The organism is Blastococcus sp. URHD0036, from assembly GCF_000701365.1.
Lineage (GTDB): Bacteria > Actinomycetota > Actinomycetes > Mycobacteriales > Geodermatophilaceae > Trujillonella.
This window is the reverse complement of record NZ_JNIK01000014.1, coordinates 405,045-426,294: the sequence shown is the minus strand read 5'-3', so window position 1 is coordinate 426,294 and position 21,250 is coordinate 405,045. Positions and strand designations below refer to the sequence as shown.

The 21,250-nt window shown below is 76.4% G+C and carries 23 protein-coding genes; 12 read left to right on the top strand and 11 right to left on the bottom strand.

From position 1 onward, the window contains the following. Positions 1-113: 113 nt before the first annotated feature. Together N555_RS0114150 and N555_RS0114145 are read left to right on the top strand one after the other, a co-directional pair. A complete protein-coding gene (locus tag N555_RS0114150; protein ID WP_029432147.1) occupies positions 114-302 on the top strand; it encodes an antitoxin in 189 nt (62 codons plus the stop codon). Between the two features lie 41 nt (positions 303-343). Next, positions 344-1,102, top strand: a complete 759-nt coding sequence (locus N555_RS0114145) for an esterase/lipase family protein (protein ID WP_051684063.1) — start codon at positions 344-346, stop codon at positions 1,100-1,102. A gap of 2 nt (positions 1,103-1,104) precedes the next feature. On the opposite strand, the gene N555_RS0114140 is transcribed toward N555_RS0114145, so the two are convergent. After that, entirely contained in the window at positions 1,105-2,133 is a 1,029-nt protein-coding gene (locus N555_RS0114140; protein ID WP_029432145.1) for an LLM class flavin-dependent oxidoreductase, read from the bottom strand. Positions 2,134-2,239: 106 nt separating this feature from the next. Between N555_RS0114140 and N555_RS0114135 the strand changes: the two genes are divergently transcribed. Further along, a complete protein-coding gene (locus N555_RS0114135) occupies positions 2,240-3,403 on the top strand; it encodes an MFS transporter (protein WP_034510453.1) in 1,164 nt (387 codons plus the stop codon). A 9-nt stretch (positions 3,404-3,412) separates the two neighbouring features. Here the strand turns inward: N555_RS0114135 and N555_RS27950 are convergent, their stop codons facing one another. From N555_RS27950 to N555_RS0114115, 4 genes are read right to left on the bottom strand one after another with little or no spacing between them, the layout of a single operon-like run. Beyond that, complete coding sequence (locus N555_RS27950; RefSeq protein WP_156036359.1) at positions 3,413-3,571, bottom strand: hypothetical protein; 159 nt, start codon at positions 3,569-3,571, stop codon at positions 3,413-3,415. Positions 3,572-3,589: 18 nt separating this feature from the next. Next, the gene (locus tag N555_RS28365; RefSeq protein WP_197029018.1) at positions 3,590-5,281 is read right to left on the bottom strand and encodes a protein kinase domain-containing protein; all 1,692 of its coding nucleotides are present in this window, start codon (positions 5,279-5,281) and stop codon (positions 3,590-3,592) included. 45 nt (positions 5,282-5,326) lie between these two features. Then, the gene (locus N555_RS0114120) at positions 5,327-7,132 is read right to left on the bottom strand and encodes an NAD-binding protein (RefSeq protein ID WP_029432142.1); all 1,806 of its coding nucleotides are present in this window, start codon (positions 7,130-7,132) and stop codon (positions 5,327-5,329) included. Between the two features lie 11 nt (positions 7,133-7,143). Next, complete coding sequence (locus N555_RS0114115) at positions 7,144-7,530, bottom strand: DUF6394 family protein (protein ID WP_029432141.1); 387 nt, start codon at positions 7,528-7,530, stop codon at positions 7,144-7,146. Positions 7,531-7,643: 113 nt separating this feature from the next. Here N555_RS0114115 and N555_RS0114110 point away from each other — a divergent pair, with 113 nt between their 5' ends. The 4 genes from N555_RS0114110 (at position 7,644) to N555_RS0114095 (ending at position 11,464) form a co-directional block, all read left to right on the top strand. Further along, the gene (locus N555_RS0114110) at positions 7,644-8,441 is read left to right on the top strand and encodes a class I SAM-dependent methyltransferase (RefSeq protein ID WP_029432140.1); all 798 of its coding nucleotides are present in this window, start codon (positions 7,644-7,646) and stop codon (positions 8,439-8,441) included. Between the two features lie 76 nt (positions 8,442-8,517). Next, positions 8,518-9,216 (top strand): maleylpyruvate isomerase family mycothiol-dependent enzyme, encoded by a 699-nt coding sequence (locus N555_RS0114105; protein WP_029432139.1) that lies wholly within the window; start codon positions 8,518-8,520, stop codon positions 9,214-9,216. Beyond that, on the top strand, positions 9,213-10,187 hold the full coding sequence (locus N555_RS0114100; protein WP_231502746.1) for a GlxA family transcriptional regulator: 975 nt from the start codon (positions 9,213-9,215) through the stop codon (positions 10,185-10,187). Before N555_RS0114105 ends, N555_RS0114100 begins: the two co-directional genes overlap by 4 nt. Beyond that, positions 10,184-11,464, top strand: coding sequence for a CoA transferase (locus N555_RS0114095; RefSeq protein ID WP_051684062.1), 1,281 nt, complete (start codon positions 10,184-10,186; stop codon positions 11,462-11,464). Before N555_RS0114100 ends, N555_RS0114095 begins: the two co-directional genes overlap by 4 nt. Here the strand turns inward: N555_RS0114095 and N555_RS0114090 are convergent. Beyond that, on the bottom strand, positions 11,457-12,584 hold the full coding sequence (locus tag N555_RS0114090) for a glycerate kinase (protein ID WP_029432136.1): 1,128 nt from the start codon (positions 12,582-12,584) through the stop codon (positions 11,457-11,459). The two genes, N555_RS0114095 and N555_RS0114090, sit on opposite strands and share 8 nt — an antisense overlap. 41 nt (positions 12,585-12,625) lie before the next feature. On the opposite strand from N555_RS0114090, the gene N555_RS0114085 reads away from it, so the two are divergent. Further along, positions 12,626-13,423 (top strand): SDR family NAD(P)-dependent oxidoreductase, encoded by a 798-nt coding sequence (locus N555_RS0114085; RefSeq protein WP_029432135.1) that lies wholly within the window; start codon positions 12,626-12,628, stop codon positions 13,421-13,423. Here N555_RS0114085 and N555_RS0114080 read toward each other — a convergent pair. After that, positions 13,417-13,998 carry a dienelactone hydrolase family protein gene (locus tag N555_RS0114080; protein WP_029432134.1) on the bottom strand — a complete coding sequence of 194 codons (582 nt, stop codon included), beginning with the start codon at positions 13,996-13,998 and terminating at the stop codon, positions 13,417-13,419. The two genes, N555_RS0114085 and N555_RS0114080, sit on opposite strands and share 7 nt — an antisense overlap. Before the next feature lie 75 nt (positions 13,999-14,073). Here N555_RS0114080 and N555_RS0114075 point away from each other — a divergent pair, with 75 nt between their 5' ends. Continuing rightward, positions 14,074-15,102, top strand: coding sequence for an LLM class flavin-dependent oxidoreductase (locus N555_RS0114075; protein ID WP_029432133.1), 1,029 nt, complete (start codon positions 14,074-14,076; stop codon positions 15,100-15,102). Between the two features lie 4 nt (positions 15,103-15,106). Here the strand turns inward: N555_RS0114075 and N555_RS0114070 are convergent, their stop codons facing one another. The 3 genes from N555_RS0114070 to N555_RS0114060 all read right to left on the bottom strand — a co-directional run bounded on the left by N555_RS0114070 (position 15,107) and on the right by N555_RS0114060 (position 17,033). Next, positions 15,107-15,610 (bottom strand): hypothetical protein, encoded by a 504-nt coding sequence (locus N555_RS0114070; protein WP_029432132.1) that lies wholly within the window; start codon positions 15,608-15,610, stop codon positions 15,107-15,109. A gap of 65 nt (positions 15,611-15,675) precedes the next feature. Continuing rightward, entirely contained in the window at positions 15,676-16,107 is a 432-nt protein-coding gene (locus tag N555_RS0114065) for a flavodoxin family protein (protein WP_029432131.1), read from the bottom strand. A 14-nt stretch (positions 16,108-16,121) separates the two neighbouring features. Further along, positions 16,122-17,033: a LysR family transcriptional regulator gene (locus tag N555_RS0114060; protein WP_029432130.1), complete on the bottom strand. Its 912-nt coding sequence runs from the start codon at positions 17,031-17,033 to the stop codon at positions 16,122-16,124. Between the two features lie 72 nt (positions 17,034-17,105). Between N555_RS0114060 and N555_RS0114055 the strand changes: the two genes are divergently transcribed. The 3 genes from N555_RS0114055 to N555_RS0114045 all read left to right on the top strand — a co-directional run bounded on the left by N555_RS0114055 (position 17,106) and on the right by N555_RS0114045 (position 20,733). Next, positions 17,106-18,062: an EamA family transporter gene (locus N555_RS0114055; protein WP_051684061.1), complete on the top strand. Its 957-nt coding sequence runs from the start codon at positions 17,106-17,108 to the stop codon at positions 18,060-18,062. Further along, a complete protein-coding gene (locus N555_RS0114050) occupies positions 18,059-19,213 on the top strand; it encodes an aminotransferase-like domain-containing protein (protein WP_197029017.1) in 1,155 nt (384 codons plus the stop codon). The genes N555_RS0114055 and N555_RS0114050 overlap by 4 nt, the downstream gene beginning before the upstream one ends. A 287-nt stretch (positions 19,214-19,500) precedes the next feature. Next, the gene (locus N555_RS0114045) at positions 19,501-20,733 is read left to right on the top strand and encodes a C40 family peptidase (protein WP_034510442.1); all 1,233 of its coding nucleotides are present in this window, start codon (positions 19,501-19,503) and stop codon (positions 20,731-20,733) included. Here the strand turns inward: N555_RS0114045 and mug are convergent. After that, entirely contained in the window at positions 20,730-21,248 is a 519-nt protein-coding gene (gene mug / locus N555_RS0114040; protein WP_029432126.1) for a G/U mismatch-specific DNA glycosylase, read from the bottom strand. The two genes, N555_RS0114045 and mug, sit on opposite strands and share 4 nt — an antisense overlap. Between the last annotated feature and the right edge of the window lie 2 nt (positions 21,249-21,250).

Here is a 21,250-nt window from a genome sequence, read left to right as displayed (position 1 = left end):
CCGGCAGGCGGCGGCCGGGTCGAGGGTGCTGTCTCCCCGGCCGACGGTGTGGTGCCCACACCGGCGGGTACCGGTCGGGGGAACGGGGACCGCACCGATCGAAGGAGCACGGCATGGACCTCGGAGGACTCGGCGACAAGGCGAAGAAGGCCCTGGACAGCGAGAAGGGCGAGAAGATGAGCGACCAGGCCCTGGAGCGGGGCGAGCAGTTCGCCGACGACCGGACCGGCGGGAAGTACGACGCGCAGACCGACAAGGCCGGCGACAAGGCCGACGACCTCCTCGGCCGCCGGGACACCTGAGCCGCCGACGCGCCAGGGAGCGGCGGGCGCATGCTGAGGCTGTGCCCGCCGCTCCGCGCGTCCCCTCACGGGTGTCCCTGCTCACCGAGCCGCCGCGCGCGGCGCTGGACCTCGCCGCGCTGACCGCTGCGTGGCCACTGCTCGCCGCCGCCCCCCGCGGCGACGGCCACCCGGTCCTCGTGCTGCCGGGGTGGCTGGCCGGCGATCCGGCGACGCTGCTGCTCCGCAACACCCTGCGGCTGCTGGGGCACGACGTGTCGGGCTGGACCCTGGGCACCAACCGCGGCCCCACCGGCCGCGTCGTCCAGGAGCTGCGGACGCGGCTCGACGGCCTGCGCCGGTCCACCGGACGCCGGGTCAGCCTGGTCGGCTGGAGCCTCGGCGGCCTGTACGCGCAGGAACTGGCCCGGGCGACGCCGGGGAGCGTCCGGCAGATCATCACGCTGGGGACGCCGGTGGCGCGCCGGGCGCCGTGGGTGCGGAGGGCCTCGTCGCTCGCCGACCGCGGTCCCCTCCCGGGCACGGCGTCGGTGCCCCGTCCCTGGGCCGAGCGCGGGCCCCTGCGCGTTCCCGCGACGTCGGTGTACACGCGGGCCGACGGCGTCGTGCACTGGTCGTCCTGCCGGTACCACCCCCGGCCCCGGCGCGAGAACGTCGAGGTGCGCGGGAGCCATCTCGGTCTCGCGCACAACCCGGCCGTGCTGTGGCTGCTGGCCGACCGGCTGGGGACGCCCGAGGACATGTGGCGCCCCTTCCGGGCGCCGCTCGGGTTGCGCCCGCTCTTCCCGAGGGCGCGCTGAGCTCAGACCCCGGCGACCTGCGGTGCCACCTCGGTGCCGAGCAGTTCGATGCCGCGCAGCAGGTCGGCGTGGGCCAGCCGCGGGTTGGTCATCTGGATGGAGACCCGTTCCACCCCGCCCAGCTGCTCGGACACGCGGCGCAGCTTGGTGGCGACGGTGTCGGGGTCGCCCATGAAGAAGGCGCCGTCCGGGCCGCTGGTGGCGTCGAACTGGGCCCGGCTGGGCGGCGGGAAGCCGCGCTCGGCGGAGACCTTCGCGAACATCTCGTGCCAGCCCGGGTAGATCGTGTCGGCGGCCGCCTGCGTGCTGCCGGCGACGAAGCCGAACACGTGCAGCCCGACCCGCATCCGCTCCGGCGGGTGGCCGGCGTGCTGGCCGGCCCGCCGGTAGAGGTCGACGAGCGGGGCGAACGAGCGCGGCTCGCCGCCGATGATCGCGACCATCAACGGCAGGCCCAGCAGGCCGGCGCGGACGAAGGACTCCGGGGTGCCGCCGACGCCGACCCAGACCGGCAGCGGGTCCTGCAGCGGCCGCGGGTACACGCCCTGGCCGGTCAGCGGCGGACGGTGCTTGCCGGACCAGGTGACGTGCTCGGACTCCCGGATCCGGAGCAGCAGGTCCAGCTTCTCCTCGAACAGCTCGTCGTAATCGGCCAGCGAGAGGCCGAACAGCGGGAACGCCTCGGTGAACGAGCCCCGGCCGACCACGAGGTCGATCCGGCCCTTCGAGATCAGGTCGAGCGTGGCGAACTGCTGGAACACCCGCACCGGGTCGGCGGCGCTCAGGACGGCGACCGCGCTGTTGAGGCGGATCCGCTCCGTGCGCGCCGCGGCGGCGGCGAGGATGACCGGCGGCGCGGAGTCGTAGTACTCGGGCCGGTGGTGCTCGCCGATCCCGAAGGAGTACAGGCCCACCCGGTCGGCGGTCTCGATCTCCTCCAGCAGGTCGGCCAGCCGCTCCTCGGGGCCGATCTGCCGTCCGGTCGCCGGATCGGTCACCGCGGCCACGAAGCTGTCGATCCCCAGGTGCACGCCGAGGAGTCAACCACCGCCTGCCCGGCCGCGCCGGGGCCGCGTGCGAGCATCGGCGCTCGTGCGACGACCCGGGGACGGCGGATCGGGAACCGGACCCGTCGAGATGCCCCGCGAGGTCCGGGTGCTCTCCGTCGTCGCCTTCGTGGTGGCCCTCGGCTTCGGTGTCGTCGCCCCCGCCATCCCGCTGTTCGCCCACGACTTCGGCGTCGGCACCACCGCGGTGGGGCTGGCCGTCAGCGCGTTCGCGTTCTTCCGGTTCGTCTCCGCGTTCGGCGGCGGGACGCTGGTCGAGCGCTTCGGCGAGCGGACGGTGCTGGCCACCGGGCTGACCGTCGTCGCCGTCACCACCGGCCTGGCCGGGCTGGCCGGCTCGTTCCCGGTGTTCCTGGCCCTCCGCGCGGTCGGCGGGATCGGCAGCGCGATGTTCACCGTCTCGGCGCTCGCGCTGCTGCTCCGGGTGGCGCCACCGTCGGCCCGCGGGCGGGCCGCCGCCACCTACCAGGGCGGCTTCATCCTCGGTGGCATCGCCGGCCCGGCGGCCGGTGGCGTGCTGGCCGAGCTCTCCCCCCGGCTGCCGTTCTTCCTCTACGCGTTCTCCCTCCTGGTCGCCGGCGCCGTGGCGCTGGTGCTGCTGCGCTCGCCCGGGGGCCGGCCCGGCACCGGGGTCGACGCCGCGACGCCCGATCTGGAGCAGGGACCGGTACCGCTCGCGGCGGCGCTGCGGTCGCGGGCCTACGTCGCGGCGCTGGTCGCCAACCTGGGCGTGGGGTGGACCCTGTTCGGCGTCCGCAACTCGCTCGTCCCGCTGTACGTCACCGAGGAGCTGGGTCGCAGCGTCGCGTGGGCCGGCGCGGGCCTGCTGGCCGGGTCCCTCGCCCAGGCGCTGGGCCTGCTGCGGTCGGGCCGGCTCGCCGACACCTGGGGACGGCGTCCCTCGCTCGTGCTGGGCGCGGCCATGGGCACGGTCGCGATGGGGATGCTCGTGCTGCCCCCGGCCACCGGGGTCTTCCTGCTGTCGATGGCGACCTACGGCCTCGCCGCGTCACTGCTGGCCAGCGTGCCGGCAGCGCTGGTCGGCGACGTCAGCCCCGCGCGCGGTGGCCGGGTGGTCGCGGTGTTCCAGATGTCGGCCGACCTCGGCGGGGTGGCCGGCCCGCTCGTGGCCGGCTACCTCACCGACGTCGTCTCCTACCAGGCGGCGTTCGCCGTCAGCGCCGCCGTGGGCGCCGCCGGACTGGTCGCGGCGTTACGGCTCCCCCGCCGCTGACGGGGCCGGTCAGCGCAGGTGCTCGCCCTCGGCCAGCGCCTCCTCGACGGACGTGGTGGCGATCGACGTCGACTCGTCCGGGCTGTCGTCGGAGTCGCGGGTCGGGAGGTCGAGGGCCGAGCCGCCGTCCTCGGCGTCGGACGTCGGGCCGGGGTCGTTCTCGCTCATCGTGTGCTCCTCTGTCGGTCAGCCTGTGGGCTGCGTCGGGGCGGTGTCGGTCGTGGACGTCGTGGACGTCGAGGACGTCGAGGTCGGGCCCGGCTCGACCGGCGCGGGCTCGGTAGCTGTGCCGGGAGCGGAGGTACCGGGGTCCGGAGCGGTCGGCCCGGTCGGATCGCCCGGCGTCCCGGTCGGCTCCGTCGGCGTCGTCGGCTCCGTGGGGGTGCTCGTCCCCGGCTGCGACGGCACGGGCGCGGACGACGACGGCGGCAGCGACGTCTCGACCGGCGGAGCGCTGTCCGATGGCGCAGGCACCTCCACGGTGACCGGGGCGGACTCCTGCTCCGTCGCCGGAGCGGGCTCCGCCGCCTCGACCGGCGCCGGCGCGGGCTCGTCCGCCGTCTCCGGGGCGGCGCGCTCGACGGGTGCCACCGCGGCGACCACGCGCACCAGGTCACCCTCCTCCAGCCGTTCCCCGGCGGGGCTCACCGCGAGCACCGTGTCCAGCGGCTGGTCGCTCACCTGCTCGACGCGGACGACGACCAGGCCCAGGCTCTCGAGGTACGCGGCGACCTCGCCGTAGGGCCGGCCCACGTGGTCGTCGGCGGCCAGCACGATGGCGGGGTCCGCCGCGACGCTCGGGGCCTCGCCGCCGCCGGCCTGCCCGGTGTCCCGGTGGACGAGGAGCAGCGTGAACGTCCCGACGGCCACCAGGAGCACGACGAGCGGCAGCACCACCGACAGGGCACGCCGCCGCGACGTCGTGGACTCCGGCAGCGGGGCGCGCACCGCACCGGCCGGCCGGGGGATGCCCACGGGGCGGGTGTCGGAGACGGCGCGACCCGACCCGGGCGTCAGCGTCTGCTCGACGGCGGAGACGAAGGCGGCACCGTCGGGGATCCGCTCCCCCGGGTCCTTGGCCAGCGCCGAGTCGATGAGGTCGCGCACCCCGTCGGGCAGGTCGGCCGGCAGCGGCTGCGGCTCCTCCACGACGTGCTTGAGGGCGACGGTCACCGGGTTCGTGCCCTCGAAGGCCGCGTGCCCGGTCAGGGTCTCGTAGCCGACCAGGCCGAGGGCGTACACGTCGCTGGCCGGGGTCGCCGGCTCGCCCTTCGCCTGCTCCGGGGACATGTACTGCGCCGTGCCGACCACCTGGCCGGTCCCCGTGAGCGGCACGCTGTCGGCGGAGCGGGCGATGCCGAAGTCGGTCAGCTTCACCGCGCCGTCGGGGCGGACCAGGATGTTGGCCGGCTTCACGTCGCGGTGCACCAGACCGCGGCGGTGCGCCTCGGCGAGCCCGGCGGCGGTCTGCTGGAGCACGCTCAGCGCGTCCCCGGGCTCCATCGGGCCGTCCTCGGCCAGCCGGGTCGACAGCGGCGCACCGTCCACCAGCTCCATGACCAGGTAGGCGAGGTGCTCCCCGGCCTCGTCCTGCGACGCCTCGCCGTAGTCCAGCACCGCCGCGATGTTCGGGTGGCTGAGGGCCGCCGCGTGCCGCGCCTCGCCCCGGAAACGGGCCACGAACGTCGGGTCGTCGGCGTACTCGCTGCGGAGCACCTTGACCGCCACGGTCCGCTGCAGGACGACGTCCCGACCCCGCCAGACCTCGCCCATGCCACCGGTGGCGATGCGTTCCTGCAGTTCGTACCGGCCCCCCAGTAGCCGGTTCTTCCCCTCGACGTCCACCTCTCCGGTGTCCCCCGAACGGTGGACGGTCACACCCCGATCCGCGGAGCGGTGGCCGGTCGGGAGTGTCGCGGGACCTCAGCCCGACGCCGTCGGCACCCGCCCGCTGAGCTTGCGCCACAGCCACCCCGAGGCCACCCGCTGCCCGCTGACCAGGTACTCCGGCACCGCGTCGTCCAGCAGCGTGGCGGTCAGGGCCCGGCGCTCGGCCGGCCGGCCGGCGAACAGCAGCTCGTCGCCGGGCCGCAGCACGACGTCGTCCCCGGGCGCGAGCAGGTGCTCCTCCCCCTGCCTCAGGACCAGCGGGACCACCGCCAGCCGGCGTTCCCGGTCCACCGGGCTGCGCAGCAGGTCGCCCAGCCGCAGCCGGCCGCCCTCCAGCCAGCCCCGCAGCGAGGGCGCCTCGGCGTCGTCGAGCAACACCTTCCACAGCGGGTCGAGGTGGTGGCCGCACTGCTCGACGAGCCGGGCCGTCACCTCCGCGGCCCAGGCGTCGTCCCGCTCGAGCAGTCCCCGGAGGAAGCGCCACAGCAGCGGCGTGGACAGCTGCGCGTAGGCCTCGTGCGCCACGACGGCGGTCGGCACCAGCAGCGCGTCGACCTCCAGCGCGGCGAACAGCGGACCGCTGGTCGGGTCGTTCTGCCGGGCGGCCACGAACACCCCGGGCGCCACCCGGCGGGCCTCGGCGACCAGCGACACGTTGGTGATGTCGTCGTCGGTCCCGGCCACGAACCCGACGGCGCCGACCAGCCCGGCCGCCCGCAGGACGTCGGGGTCGGAGGCGTCGCCGACGACCGTCGGCGGCTCCTCGCCGTCGGCCGGGTGCGGGTCGATGGTCGCGACCTCGAGCCCCTCGGCGCGCAGGTCGCTGCTGAAGTGCCGGCCGAACGCGCCGTAGCCGGCCACCACCCAGCGCCCGGGTGCCGGCGCGTCGCGCCACTCGGGCAGCGCCGCTCCCGGTCCGCTCTCCAGCCAGGTGGTCAGCTGGTAGGACGACGGTGCGCGCAGCGCCAGCCGCAGCCGGTCGCCGAACCGGTCGAACGGGTTGATCACCGTGGGCGACCCGAACGCAGCCATCCGCTCGGCCACGACCGCCGACGTCGTCCGCGCCACCACCGGCAGCTCGGGCCGCAGCAGCGCCGCGGCCATCGCCACCGCCAGGTTCGCCTGGTCGTCGTTGGTGAGCGCGACGACGCCCTCGCACCACGGGTGGTCCAGCCCGGCGACGACCAGCGCGTGCAGGTCGCGGGCGTCGCCGACGAGTCCGGGCACGTCGGCGTGCGAGGTGTTCAGCTCCAGCACGTCGATGCGGGCGTCGTCCCGGTCGATCACGGTGAAGCGCCGGCCCAGCGCGTCGAAGGACTCCCCGAGCATCTCCCCGGTCTGCCCGTAGCCGGCCATCAGCAGGAAGGGCTCGCGCAGCCGGGCCACCTTGCGGGTCACGTGCCCACGGGTGAGCGCCCGCCGGAACGCGCGGTCCTGCAGCAGCGTGAGCACCGCGCCGATGGCGTACGCCCAGCCGACGACGGTCAGGTAGATCGCGCCGGTGACCCACATCCGCTGGGCGTAGGTGAACTCGTTCGGCAGCTCGCCGAAGCCGATGGTCGTCGCCGTGTAGCTCATGAAGTAGAAGGCGTCGAAGACGCTCATCCGCGCCGGGGCGCCGGTCGCGTCCTGCCCCGGGACGAGGCTGAGCCCGACCACGCTCACCGTGAAGACGAGGATCAGCGTGATCAGCGGCGCCCGCAGCCGGCGGAGCACGACGAACACCGCGCCCGACTCCGCGGCCCGCGTCACCACGGGGTGGCGGCGGTGCATCCGCTTCGGCGGCGGCGTCGACGAGCCGGCGAACTGCCGCCAGAAGGCCCGGAGCACCCCGCCCACGCCGGCCGCCGTCAGCGTCGCTGGAAGGACACGGTCTCGACGACCAGCAGCACCAGCGAGACCATGTTGGCCAGCAGCGCCCCGCCGGAGAGGGAGACGTAGCTGGAGGTGGCGTGGGCGTCGAGGCCGGCGCTGCTGACGTGCTCGGCGTACACGTAGACCACGGTCGCGGCCATGAGCTGCAGGTCGGCGACCAGGCTGGTGGCCAGGTGCACCGCGCCGATCTGCGTGCGGTCGCCGAACTTGAGCACCGTCGCGATGAGGTTGACGACCACCGCGGCGTAGAGCTCCCACGGGCTGTGCAGCGTGGGGTCGGAGATGTCGCCGATGAAGAAGCCGAAGTTCAGGGTCGCGGCGAGCAGCACGAAGAACCCGAACACGACCTTCTCGAGGTTCACGCGCCCGGACCTCCTCCCTGACCTGGACCGACGACGACCGTAGCGCCGCCGGTGCGCCCCCGCCGGTCGGTCGCCCTTCCGCCCGCACGACTGCCGGGCCACGCTGTGGCGGCATGACCTCCGACGCCACCTGGGCCGGGTCCATGCCGGCCGTCTACGACGACTGCCTGGGGCCGGTCCTGTTCGAGCCCTTCGCGCACGAGCTGGCCACCCGCGCGGCGGCGCTGCGCCCGGCACGGGTGCTCGAGGTGGCGGCCGGCACCGGCGTCGTCACGCGGCAGCTGCGCGCCGCCCTGCCGGAGGCGGCGATCGTGGCCACCGACCTGAACGCCGGCATGGCCGCCGAGGGAGCCCGGCGGGTGCCCGACGTGGAGTGGCGGACCGCCGACGCCGCCGACCTGGGCGTCCCCGACGCCTCGGTGGACCTGGTCGTGTGCTCGTTCGGTGCGATGTTCTTCCCCGACCGGCCCGCGGCCTACGCCGAGGCCGCCCGCGCCCTCGCCCCCGGCGGCCGGCTGCTGTTCACCGTCTGGGACGTGGTGGACCGGTCGACCTTCACCGCGGCGGTCGTCGCCGCGCTCGCCGAGGTGCTGCCCGAGCAGACCCCGCAGTTCATCGAGCGCGTGCCGCACGGCTACGCCGATCCCGCGGTCGTCACCACCGACGTGGTCGCCGGGGGCCTGGCCGTGGAGCGGTTCGACACCGTCGTCCTCCCCGCCGAGGCGCCCTCGGCGCGCTCGCTGGCCGAGGGCTTCTGCCTGGGCACGCCGCTGCGCTTCGCCCTGGAGCTGCACGGGCCGCTCGACGAGCTGACCGACGCCGTCGCGGCCCGGCTGACCGAGCGGCTGGGCGAGGGCCCGCTCTCCGGCGAGCTCGGCGCCCACGTCGTGACCGCGCGCGCGGCGGACTGAGCCGCTGGCAGGAAATCGACGCGTCCCGGCAGACCTGCCACTGGGCGGGGCGGTCCCCTCTCGGCATGCTGACCGGGTGGAGACCTCGCGCGCGCCCGTCCTCGACTCCCTCGCCGCCCTGAGCCGCGAGCAGGAGGCCTTCGCCGCCCTCGCCGCCGGGGCGCCCGGCGACGTCCCGGTCCCGGCCTGCGGCGACTGGACCGCCGGCGTGCTCGTCCGGCACCTGGCCACGATCCACCGGTGGGCGGCGCTCGCCACCCGGACCGGTGCCGACGCCGACCTGCCCGACATGCGGCCGCTGTGGCGGGCCACCACCGCAGCGGACTACGCGGCCGCGGCCGCCGAGCTGCGGGCGGAGCTGGCCGGCCCCGAGCGCCCCTGCGTCACCCTCACCGGCCCGGGCACGACCGCCTGGTGGGCGCGGCGCCAGCTGCACGAGACGTTCGTCCACCGGCTCGACCTCGCCGCGGCGGTCGGCGCCGACCCCGCCGCCGACCCGGCGGTCGCCGCGGACTGCGTGGCGGAGGTCCTCGACACCATGCAGCCCCGCCAGGTGGAGCTCGGCCGGATGGCCGCACCGACCGGCGGGATCCGGTTCACCGCGCCCACGGGGAGCTGGACGCTCGGGCCCGCCCCGGTCGCCGAGGTCACCGGGTCCGAGGTCGCCCTCGCGCTGCTGCTGTGGCGCCGGCTGCCCCTGGACGACGACCGGCTGACCGTGACCGGTGACCGTGCCGCGGCCGCCGCCCTCCTCGCCGAGCCGGTGGTCCCGTGACCCGGTACCCGCTGCGCTCGGTCGCGGCCGTCGCCCTGCCCGGCGTCTCCCCGTTCGAGCTCAGCGTGCTGTGCGAGGTGTTCGGCATCGACCGCACCGGCGACGGGGTCCCGGCGTTCGACTTCGCGGTGGTCGCCGAGCGGCCCGGGCTGGTGCCGATGAAGGCGGGTCTCACCATCGACGTCGCGCACGGCCTGGACCGGGCCGCCGAGGCCGACGTCGTGGCCATCGCGGCCCGGCCGGCGGACCTGCCGACCCCCGAGGCGGTGAAGCGACTGGTGCGGGAGACCGTCGAGCGCGGGGCCCGGGTGCTGTCGATCTGCACCGCCGCGTTCGTGCTCGCCGAGGCCGGCCTGCTCGACGGGCGTCCGTGCACGACGCACTGGATGTACACCGCAGACCTGGCCGCGCGGCACCCCCGGGCCCGGGTCGACCCCGACGTCCTCTACGTCGACGACGGCGCGGTCGTCACCAGTGCCGGCACGGCCGCGGGCATCGACGCCTGCCTGCACCTGGTCCGCCAGGCGCACGGCGCCACGGCCGCCGCCCGGATCGCCCGGCGGATGGTCGTGCCGCCGCACCGGGACGGCGGGCAGGCCCAGTACGTGGCCACCCCGCTCCCCCGCGCCGCGGACGACGGCATCGCCGCCCTGCAGGAGTGGGCGCTGGCGCGTCTCGACGAGGACCTCTCCGTCGAGCGGCTGGCGCGCCGGGCCCTGGTGTCGCCCCGCACGCTGGCCCGCCGGTTCACCGAGTCCTGCGGAGCCACCCCGGCCGCGTGGGTGGCCCGCATGCGGCTGCAGCGGGCCCAGGAGCTGCTGGAGACCACGAGCCTGCCGGTCGACGCCATCGCCGCCGAGGTGGGCTGGGGCACCGGCGCGGTGCTGCGCCACCACTTCGGCAAGCTCGGGACGACGCCGCTGGCCTACCGCCGCACCTTCGCCGGTCCGCCCGCCCGGGCGTCGGCGTGACCGAGCTGCTCGCGGAGACCTGGGCCGCGCTGGGCGGCGGACCACCGCCACCCGTCACCGTCTCCGGCTCGACCGGTCTCTCCGGTCCGCTGGCGGCGGAGGAGACGGCCCTGGCCGCGGTGGCCGCGCAGCTGCTGGCCGCCCGGGAGCTGGCCGGCTCGGCGGCGCCCGTGGAGCTCGACGCGCGGCACGTGGGCCTCGCCGTCCGCAGCGAGCGGTTCGTCACCCGCGGCGGAGCGCCGGTCGGGCCGGGCTTCGCGCCGATGTCGCGGTTCTGGCGGGCGGGTGACGGCTGGGTGCGGCTGCACGCCAACTACCCGCACCACCGTGCCGCCGTCGTGTCGGTGCTCGGCGAGGACGACCCGGACGCCACCGCGGCCGGGATGACGGCGCTGGACCTCGAGGAGGCGGTGGTGGCCGCCGGCGGTGCCGCCGCGGCGGTCCGCACCGAGGCGGAGTGGGCCGCCTCGGCGCCGGGACGCGCGGTCGCCGGGCTGCCGCTGCTCTCCCTGGATCGGGTCGGGAACGCGCCGGCCCGGGACGTCGGCCGGCCGCGGGTGCTCTCCTTCACCCGCGTCATCGCCGGGCCGGTGGCCGCCCGCACGCTCGCCGCGCACGGGGCCGACGTGCTGCGCCTGGAGAGCCCTCGGCTGCCCGAGGACCCGGGCACGCTCGCCGACACCGGCTCCGGTCAGCGCACCGCGGTGGTCGACCTCGCGACGCCGGCCGGCCGGGCGGCGATGGAGCAGTTGCTGGCCGGCGCCGACGTCCTCCTCCTCGGGTACCGCCCGGGCGCGCTGGAGGCGCTCGGGCTGGACCCGGCGGAGCTCGCGGAGCGGCATCCGCACCTCGTGGTGGTGCGGATGTCGGCGTGGGGCACGGACGGACCGTGGGGACGCCGGCGCGGCTTCGACTCGCTCGTGCAGGCGGCCACCGGCATCGCGGCGGCCTGCGGTTCCGCCGACCGCCCCGGCGTCCTCCCGGCGCAGGTGCTCGACCACGCGACCGGGCACCTCGCGGCCGCCGCCGCCCTGCGCGCGCTGACCCGCCGCCGGGACGAGGGCGGGGTGTGGCACGCCGAGCTGGCGCTGGCCCGGACGGCGGCCCGGCTGCTCGCCCTCGGGCGGTTCCCCGACCGGGCCGGGGACGACCCGGACCCCGCGCCGTACCTGGTCGAGCTGCCCACCGACGGCGGCCCGGTCGCTGTGGTCGGCCCGCCCGGCGCGCCCCCGTGGACGCACGCGGCCCGGGCGTCGGAGCCCGTCTGGCTCAGCTGAGCCGTTCCGCCGCGATCCGCTCGCCGACGACCTCCAGCAGCTCGGCGGCCCGCTGCATGCTCCGCACCGGGTCCGGCTCGAGGTCGCGCAGCTGGTGCACGCCGGCGAACCCGGCGTCCGCGGGGTCGGCCAGGTCGCAGCGGCCGGCCACCGCGACGACCTGGGCCCCTGCCGCCCGGGCGAGCGCGGCCACCCCGACCGGCCCCTTGCCGCGGAGGCTCTGCGCGTCGAGCCGGCCCTCGCCGACGACGACGAGGTCCGCACCGCGGACGGCGCCGGCGACGCCGGTCAGCTCGAGGAGGAACGCGACGCCCGGGACGATCCGCGCGCCGAGCAGTGCCGCGGCCGCGAAGCCCAGGCCGCCCGCCGCGCCGGCCCCCGCCAGGTCGCGCACGTCGCGGCCGGTGGTCGCCGCGACGACGTCGGCCCACCGGGACAGCGCGCGGTCGAGCAGCGCCACCGTGCCGGGGCTCGCACCCTTCTGCGGGCCGTAGACGGCGGCGGCGCCGGCCGGCCCGGTGAGCGGGTTGTCCACGTCGCAGGCCACCAGCAGCTCGACGTCGGCCGGCCGCGGGTCGAGGCCGGCGAGGTCGAGCACCGCCAGGTCGAGCAGCGCCGCGCCGCCGGGGGCGAGCGGCTCCCCCCGGGCGGTGAGCAGCTGTGCGCCGAGGGCGGCGACCGCGCCCGAGCCGCCGTCGGTCGTCGCGCTGCCGCCGATGCCCAGCACCACCCGGCGGACGCCGGTGCCGAGCGCGGCCGCCAGCAGCTCCCCCACCCCGGCGGTCGAGGCCGCCCGCGCCGTGGCGTCGTCCGGCGGGCCGGGCAGCAGGCCGAGCCCGGCGGCGGCCGCCATCTCCACGACCGCCGTGTCCCCGCGGACGGCGAACCGGGCCTCGACCGGCGCCCCCAGCGGGCCCGCGACGCGAGCGGCCACCGGCGCGAAGCCCTGCCGCAGCACGAGGTCGACGGTGCCCTCGCCGCCGTCGGCGACCGGGTGCTCGACCACCTCGGCGCCCGGCGCTCCCCGCCGCAGTCCACGGGCGAGCGCGGCGGCGGCCTCCGCGGCCGACAGCGAGCCCTTGAAGGAGTCCGGGGCGACGACGACCCGCGCACCTGTCATGCGCACAGGGTGCTGCACATGCGGACCGGCAGGATGACGGCATGGACCTGGGACTGCGCGGACGGCGCGCGATCGTGACCGGTGCGAGCCGCGGCATCGGCCTGGCGGTCGCGGAGGCCCTGGCCGCCGAGGGCGCCTCGGTCGCCCTGGTGGCGCGGGACGCGGCGGGGCTGGCGGCGGCCGCCGACCGGGTGGCGCCGCACGGCGTCCCGCTGCTGCCGCTGTCGGCCGACACGACCGACGACGACGCCGTCCGGGCGATGGTCGACCGGGTCGTCACCGAGTGGGGCGGGGTCGACGTCCTGGTCAACTGCGCCGCCCGCCCGGCCTCGGCCGGCCCGACGAAGCCGCTCGCCGATCTCGCCGACGACGACGTCCGCATCGAGCTGGAGACGAAGGTGCTGGGCTACCTGCGCTGCGCGCGGGCGGTGGCGCCGCACATGGCCGCCGCCGGGTGGGGCCGGATCGTGAACGTGAGCGGGCTGAACGCGCGGCGCACCGGCTCGCTGGTCGGCTCGGTGCGCAACGTCGCGGTCGCCGCTATGACCGCCAACCTGGCCGACGAGCTGGGCCCGTCGGGCATCACGGTGACCTGCGTGCACCCCGGGACGACGGTCACGGAGCGGACCGCCGCGGTGGTCGCCGACCGGGCGGCGCGCGAGGGCGTCGACGAGGCGGAGGCGGCCCGGCGGATGGCGGCCGGCACCAGCATCGGCCGGCTGGTCACCGCCGCGGAGGTCGCCGACCTCGTGGCCTTCCTCGCCTCACCGCGCAGCGCCGGCATCACCGGGGAGTCGATCGCCGTCGGTGGTGGCAGCCGCGGCGTCGTCCACTACTGACCGACGCGCGCCAGGAAGCGCAGCGTCCGCGCGGTGAGCTGGGAGGCGGCGACCGCGTCGTAGCCGGCCAGCCCCGGGTCGGCGAACAGGTGCGCGGAGCCGGCGTAGAGGTACAGCTCGGCGTCCTCGGCCGCGGCCACGAGCGCCCGGGCGGCGTCCAGGTCGCCCTCGCCGGCGAACACCTCGTCGTCGACCATGCCGTGCACCTGGAGCGGCAGGCCGTCGGGCCACCGGGCGCCGAACGTCGTGGCGGGAACGCAGCCGGAGTACAGCAGCGCGCCGCGGGCGCCGGGCCGGGTCTGGGCCAGTGCCTGCGCGGGGAGGACGCCGAGGGAGAAGCCGGCGTAGACGCAGCCGGCGGGCAGGCCGTCGACCGCCCGCCGTCCGCGCGCGACGACCGTGTCGAAGCCGACCTCCTGCGCATGGGCGATGCCGGCCGCCAGGTCGGCGAACACCCGTCCCTCGAACAGGTCCGGCACGTGCACGGTGTGGCCGGCCGCCCGCAGCGTCGCGGCGAACTCCAGCAGCCCGGGAGTCCGCCCGTGCACGGAGTGGAACACGACGACCTCGGCCACGCAGGCACCCCCTCGCTGTCGGGTCCAGCATGCCTGTCCGGTTGAATCCTCACCTATCCGATCGAGGAGATGGTCATGCCCGAGGCCGGGACACCGCTGCGGAAGCTGGGCTTCCTGACCATCGGGTCGTTCGACCCGGCCGACCCCGCCGCCGGGCACGAGACGACGCTGCGGGTGGTCGAGCTCGGCGAGCAGCTGGGCCTCGACAGCGCCTGGTTCCGGCACCGCCACCTGCAGTACGGCATCTCCTCGCCGGTCGCGATCATGGCCGCGGCCACCCAGCGGACGACGCGGATCGAGCTCGGCACCGCGGTCACCCCGCTCGGCTGGGAGAACCCACTGCGGCTCGCCGAGGACTGGGCGACCGTCGACGTCCTGTCCGGTGGGCGGCTGAACCCGGGGGTGAGCGTCGGCCCGCCGATGCACTGGGACGACGTCAAGGCAGCCCTCTACCCCGACACCGCCGACGTCGAGGACTTCTCCTACGAGCGCGTGCTCCGGCTGCTGCGGCTGGTCGCCGGGGAGCCGGCCAGCACGTTCTCCGGCCGCGAGGGCGTGGTCGAGGAGTTCTCCGACCGGGTGCAGCCGCACTCGCCCGGGCTGCGGGCGCGGATGTGGTACGGCGGCGCGGGGCTCCGGTCGGCGGCCTGGGCCGGGGAGAACGGGATGAACCTGCTGACCAGCAGCGTGGTGCGGTCGGAGGACGTCGAGGGCGTCGACCCGGCGGACTTCGCGGGGCTGCAGGCAGCGCACCTGCGGGCCTTCCGCGCCGCGCACCCCGCCGGCCGTGCCTCGCAGGGGCTGGTGGTCATCCCCACCGACGGTGCGACGGCGGAGCAGCGGGCGAGGTACGAGGCCTACGTCGACGCCCGGACCCCTCGGACGACCGCGCCCCAGGGCCCTGCGCGGATGCTCTTCGCCCGCGACCTGATCGGGCCGGCCGAGTCGATCGCCGAGCAGCTCTACGCGCACGCCGGGTTCCGCGAGGTCGACGAGGTGGTGTTCGCGCTGCCGTTCAGCTTCGCCGACGCCGACTACGTGCAGATCCTCACCGACATCGCGCAGCGGCTCGGCCCCGCGCTCGGCTGGCGCCCGGCCGGCTGACCCCTCAGGACGACGGGGCGGCCGCCGCCTCGCGCCGCTTGAGGCGGTCGTTGTCGAGCACGAAGACGACGATCACCGCCATCCGTGCGGCGGCCGAGACCGCCCAGCCCCACAGCGGCGACCGCCGCGGCAGCACCACCAGACCGGGCACCAGTGCCGTGAGCGCCGGCACCCCCGCCACGGCGTAGAGCTCCGCCCTGCCGCGTGCCCGCTGCCACCGGGATCTGCTCAGTGGCTCTCGGGGCCCCGGGTCGGGGTCGGGGTCGGGGCCGGCGTCGAGCCTGTTCCCCACTTCGAGAGCGGCGGCCACGGCGAGCAGGAACGTCAGTGGGGGGCCCAGGTGGACCCCGCGCCGGTCGGCCGCCGTCCGGACGACGGGGACGAGCCACTCCGCGGGGGTCGAGAGCGAGGAGACGACCACCAGGAGGAGCGCGCGGCCGACCAGCAACTCGACGCGCGGCGGCGCGTCGCGCATCCGCTCCGCGAAGGACTTCCCGGCGGCAGTCACCGGAGCAGGATCCCCGATCGCCTCCCGAGGCGCGACGCTGATCGGTGTCCGGCGCTCGGGACCCCTCAGAGGCTGACCGCGACCGTCGCCGCCAGCTCCCGGACCGCCTCGAGATCGGCCGGTCCGGTGATGCTCAGCGGGGCGGCGACCTGCTTCCACCGCAGCGCGCCGGTGATCTTCGCGATGCTGGTCAGGGCGCCCGCGGTGTCGTCGTTGCCGTGCACGTAGACGCCGTACTTCAGCCCGACGGTGGCGTCGAGGCACGGGTAGTACACGGTGTCGAAGAAGTGCTTCAGCGCTCCCGACATGTACCCGATGTTGGCCGGCGTCCCGAGCAGGACGCCGTCGGCGGCGAGCAGGTCGGCCGGCCCCGCCGACAGCGCCGGGCGCACGGTCAGCTCCACGTCGTCGACCATCGCGACGCCCTCGCGGACGGCCTCCAGCACCGCCTGCAGCGCAGGCGACGGCGTGTGGTGGACGACGAGGAGGCGCGGCACGGCGGGATCCTCCCCTACTCCGGGGACCCGAAGCGGCCGGCCTCGGCGACCAGCTCGTCGAGGACCCGCCGGACCACCACGCGCTCGGCCACGTCGGGCCGCAGCAGCGCCTCCACCCGGCGACCGGCCCGCACGCCGCGCACCGGCAGCAGCCGCACGCCCGGGTGGGTGCCGCCGGTGTGCCGGGGCAGCAGCGAGACGCCGTGTCCCGCCGCGACCAGGGCCTCGACCACGGAGAAGTCGTTGATCCGCTGGGTGATCCGCGGCGGCGATCCCGAGGCCGCCGCGACGGCGTCCAGCACGGCGGCCACCGGGAACCCCTGCCGGACGGCGATCCACTCCTCGCCGACGAGGTCGGCCGGCCGGACGGCGTCCCGGTCGGCCAGCGGGTGGTCGGCGGCGACCGCGAGGTCCAGCGGTTCGCGCAGCAGCGGGACGACGGTCAGCCGGGACCCCTCCCCCGGCCAGCCGGCGCCGCCCTCGGGCCGGTGGGCCACCACGACGTCGACGCGGTCGGTGAGGCCGGGGAACTCGTCCTGCGCGACGTCCTCGTCGGAGCACTCCAGGTCGATCCCGCCCAGCGCCCGCACCCGGCCGATGAGACCCGGGAGCAGCAGCTTCGCCCCGCTCTGGAAGGCCGACAGCGTCACGGTGCCCTCCGGGCGGTCGAGGAACACCGCGCACGCCGCCCGCGCCCGCTCCAGCGCGACCGCCACGTCGACGGCGGCATCGGCCAGCGCCTCGCCCGCCGCCGTGAGCCGCAACCCGCGGCCGATCCGCTCGGTGAGCGGCACCCCGGCGTCGCGGGTGAGGCCGGACAGCTGCTGCGACACCGCCGACGGCGTCAGGTGCAGCACGGCCGCCGCGGCGCTGACCCCGCCCTGCGTCCGCACCGCGCGCAGGGTCTCCAGCGCCTTGAGGTCCATGAAGGAACGCTACAACGACATGTCAGGACGTTTCGCTGGTCCTGCACGGAATATCGCCGCAGGCTGGACGACATGCCCACCCGTGACCGCCTCCTCGCGCTGCTGGTCGCGGTCGTCTGGGGACTGAACTTCCCGGCGATCCACCTCTCGCTGGAGCACTTCCCACCGTTCTTCCTCGTCTTCCTGCGGTTCGCCGTCATCGCCGTCCCGACGGTCCTGCTCGTGCCGCGACCCGACGTCCCGCTGCGCTGGCTGCTCGGCTACGGGTTCGGCTTCGGCGTCCTGCAGTTCGTGTTCCTCTACGCCGCCATGGACGCCGGCATGCCGACCGGCCTCGCCTCGCTGGTGCTGCAGTCGTCGGCGCCGTTCACCGTCGCGCTGGCCGGCCTGCTCCTGCACGAGCGGCTGAGCGGCCGTCAGCTGGCCGGGATCCTGCTCGCCGTCGCGGGCCTCGGCGGCATCGCGGTGCACCGGGCCGGGCTGGACGGCGGCGCGACGCTGCTCCCGGTGCTGCTCACCCTCTGCGGCGGGCTGGGCTGGGCGCTGGGCAACCTGAGCAACCGGCTGGCCCGCCCGGCCCGCCCCTTCCGGCTCATGCTCTGGATGACCACGGTCCCGCCGCTGCCCATGCTCGCGGTCTCTCTGCTGACCGAGGGCCCGGCCCGCATCGGGGAGTCGCTCACCGGCCTCGGCTCCCGCGAGGGGCTGCTGGCCCTGGGCGGCCTGGCGTTCACGGTCGTCGTCGCCACGCTCGGCGGCTCCGGCATCTGGACGGCACTGATGAGCCGGCACCCCTCCGGTGTCGTCGCGCCGTTCTCGATGCTGGTCCCCGTGGTCGGCACGGCGTCGGCGTGGCTGATGTTCGGGGAGGCGACGCCACCGGTCGAGCTGGCCTGCGGTGCACTGGTCGTCGCCGGCGTGCTCATCGGCTCCCGCCCGCCCCGACTCCCCCGTCCGGCCGCGCCCGTGCCCGCCGGCCGGAACCCGGACGACGCGGCCGTGGCCGGCACGGCAGGATCACGGGTGTGACGCACTCGCCGACCGACTCCGACACCGGTCAGACCCCGCGCCCGGCGCCGCCCGCGGCGATCTCCTTCGCCCGGGGCGCCCCGTCGACCGACATCGTCGACGTCGAGGGCCTCAAGCAGGCCGCCGTGGCCGCCTTCGACAGCGACCCGGCGGGCGTCACCGGCTACGGCACCGCGGTCGGCTACGTGCCGCTGCGCCGCTGGATCGCCCAGAAGCACGACGTCCCCGAGGACCACGTGCTGGTCACCAACGGCTCCATGCAGGCCGACGCGTTCCTCTTCGACGAGTACGTGAAGCCCGGCACCGCGGTGATCACCGAGCGGCCCACCTACGACCGCACCCTGCTGGGGCTGCGCGAGCGGGGCGGCGAGGTGCACCTGGTGACGCTGCAGGAGGACGGCATCGACGTCGACGAGGTCGAGGCGCTGCTCGCCGGTGGCCTCCGGCCGGCGCTGGCCCACGTCATCCCGAACTTCCAGAACCCCGCCGGGTACACGCTCTCCCTGGCCAAGCGGGAGCGGCTGCTGGCGCTGGCGAAGCAGTACGACTTCCTGCTGTTCGAGGACGACCCGTACGTCGACGTGCGGTTCACCGGTGAGCCGCTGCCCCGGATGCTCGAGCTCGACGGCGGCGCCGACAGCGAGCAGGTCGTCTACGCCTGCTCGTTCTCCAAGACCGTCTGCCCCGGCATCCGCGTGGGCTACCTGGTCGGGCCGCCGGCCGTGATCGACCGGATCCGGGTGCGGGCCACCAACACCTACATCGCGCCGAACATGGTCGCTCAGGCCACCGTGTACCAGTACGTCACCGGCGACCGGTTCCCGTCGGCGCTGGAGCGGGTCAAGACGGCGCTGGCCGAGCGGGTCGGCGTCCTCGACGAGGCGCTGCGCCGGCACCTGCCGCAGGCGACCTTCCGGCGTCCCGAGGGCGGCTACTTCCTGTGGGTCAGCCTGCCCGAGGACGAGGGGCACGACGTCGCGGCGATCGTGCGGGAGGCGACGGCGCGGGGCGTGACGATCGTGCCGGGCACCGACTTCCTGCTGGAGGGCGGCGAGAACGCCTTCCGCCTGGCCTACTCCGGGGTGACCGCCGACGTGGTGGACGAGGGCGTGCGCCGGCTCGCCGAGGCGGTCGCCGCGGCCCGCGGCTGAGGGGACCGGCCGACACGCCCGGCCGGTCCCGGCGGCCCGCCTTCCTGAGCTGGCTCTTCTCGGCACGGTTTGTCACGGTCCGGTCACGGACCTAGCGTGACTCGGGTCCGGACGGCTCTCCGTCACCACCTGGTGGCAGCCGGCCCGGATGCCGCTCCCCGCCGGCAGGCGCGCCACCGGTGGAGGACCGCTGACCGACCCGGGGTCGGTCGAGTGCCGTCTGCGCGCACGCCGGTCCTGCCTGATCCCGGGGGGCGGCCGTGCACGAGAGGAACACCCCGCCACCCATGGCGAGTTCGCACCGCCCTGCCCGCCGTCGCCTCCCCGGCACCCGGGCACTCCTGGTCCTCGCCACCGCCGGTGGCCTCGCCCTGGCGCCGCTGCCGGCGTCCGCAGCGCCCGAGGAACCCGCGACCTCCCAGGAGGCCGCCGAGCTCCTCGCCGCCCGGGGTCACGACCTCGAGGTCGTCACCGAACGGTTCAACGAGGCGCGCGAGGGTCTGGCGCAGGCGCAGCGGGACGCCGAGGCCGCGGCCGCTCAGGTCGACGCGGCCGAGGCCACCCTCGCCGCGGCCCGCGAGCGGGTGGCCACCGTGGCCCGGAGCGCCTGGACCGGCGACCGGCTGAGCTCGCTGGAGGGCATGCTCACCAGCGACTCCCCGGACGACCTGCTCGACCGGATGAGCACCCTGCAGACCATCGCCGACCACGGCAACGAGTTGCTCGGCGACGCCACCGCGGCCGGTGCGGACGCCGACGCCGCCCGGACGGCCGCCGCCGACGCCGAGGCGCAGGCCCAGGAGCTCCTCGACGACGTGGCCGGGCAGCAGGCCGCCCTCGACGAGCAGGTCGCCCGCTTCCAGGCCGACTACGACCGGCTGGCCGCCGAGGAGGAGGCGGCACGGCAGGCCGCCGCCGCGGCGGAGGCCGCCGCCCGGGCCGCGGCCGAGCAGGCCGCCGCGGAGCAGGCCGCGCGGGCAGCCGCGGAGCAGGCCGCCGCACGGGCGGCCGCGGACCAGGCCGCCGCGGACCAGGCCGCGGGGAGCCAGGCCGCCGCCGGACCGGCGCCTGCGCCTGCGCCTGCGCCGGCCGCGGCCCCCGCCCCGCGTCCCGTGCCCCGGCCGGCCGCCGCACCGGCTCCCGCGCCTGCGGCCGCGCGGGCCGCCGGCCCGGCCGCCCAGGTCGCCGTCGACACCGCGATGGCCCAGCTCGGCGACCCCTACGTGTGGGCCGCGGCCGGCCCGAACGCCTTCGACTGCTCGGGGTTGACGCAGTACGCCTACGCCGCGGCCGGCATCAGCCTCCCGCACTCGAGCAGCATGCAGGCGCGGATGGGCACGCCGGTGTCGCGCGCCGAGCTGCAGCCCGGTGACCTGGTGTTCTTCTACAGCCCGGTCACCCACGTCGGCCTCTACATCGGCAACGGCCAGATGGTCCACGCCTCGACCTACGGGCAGCCGGTCAAGGTCGCCCCGGTCGACTCCGTGCCGGGCTACAACAGCGCCCGCCGCCTCGCCTAGGACGGATCGGCCGGCGGCCGCAGCGCGGCGTACCAGCGGGCGAGGTCGGGCAGCTGGTGGTGGGCGTTGAGCCCGCTCGGGTTCGGCACCACCCAGGTGTCGGCCCCACCCAGCGGCTCCGGCTGGCGGCCGAGCGCGGCCCTCGGCCGGCCGGTCGCCAGCCGCCAGGCGGTCACGCCGAGGACGGCGAGCACCCGGGGCCGGTACTCGGTGACGAGGTCGGCCAGCGCGGCCAGCCCGGCCTGCAGCTCCGCGGTGCTCAGCTCCGCGGCGGTGCGGGTGGGCCGGTCGACGATGTTGGTCGAGCCCAGCCCGTACCGCGGGAGCTCCCGGTCCTCGGCCGGGGTCAGCCGCCGTGGCGTCAGCCCGGCCAGGTGCAGCGCCGGCCAGAACCGGTTCCCGGGCCGGGCGAAGTGGTGCCCCACCTCGGCGGAGGTCAGCGACGGGTTGATCCCGCAGAACAGGACGTCGAGGCCGGGCGCGACCACGTCCGGCAGCGGCTTGAGGCGCGGCACGA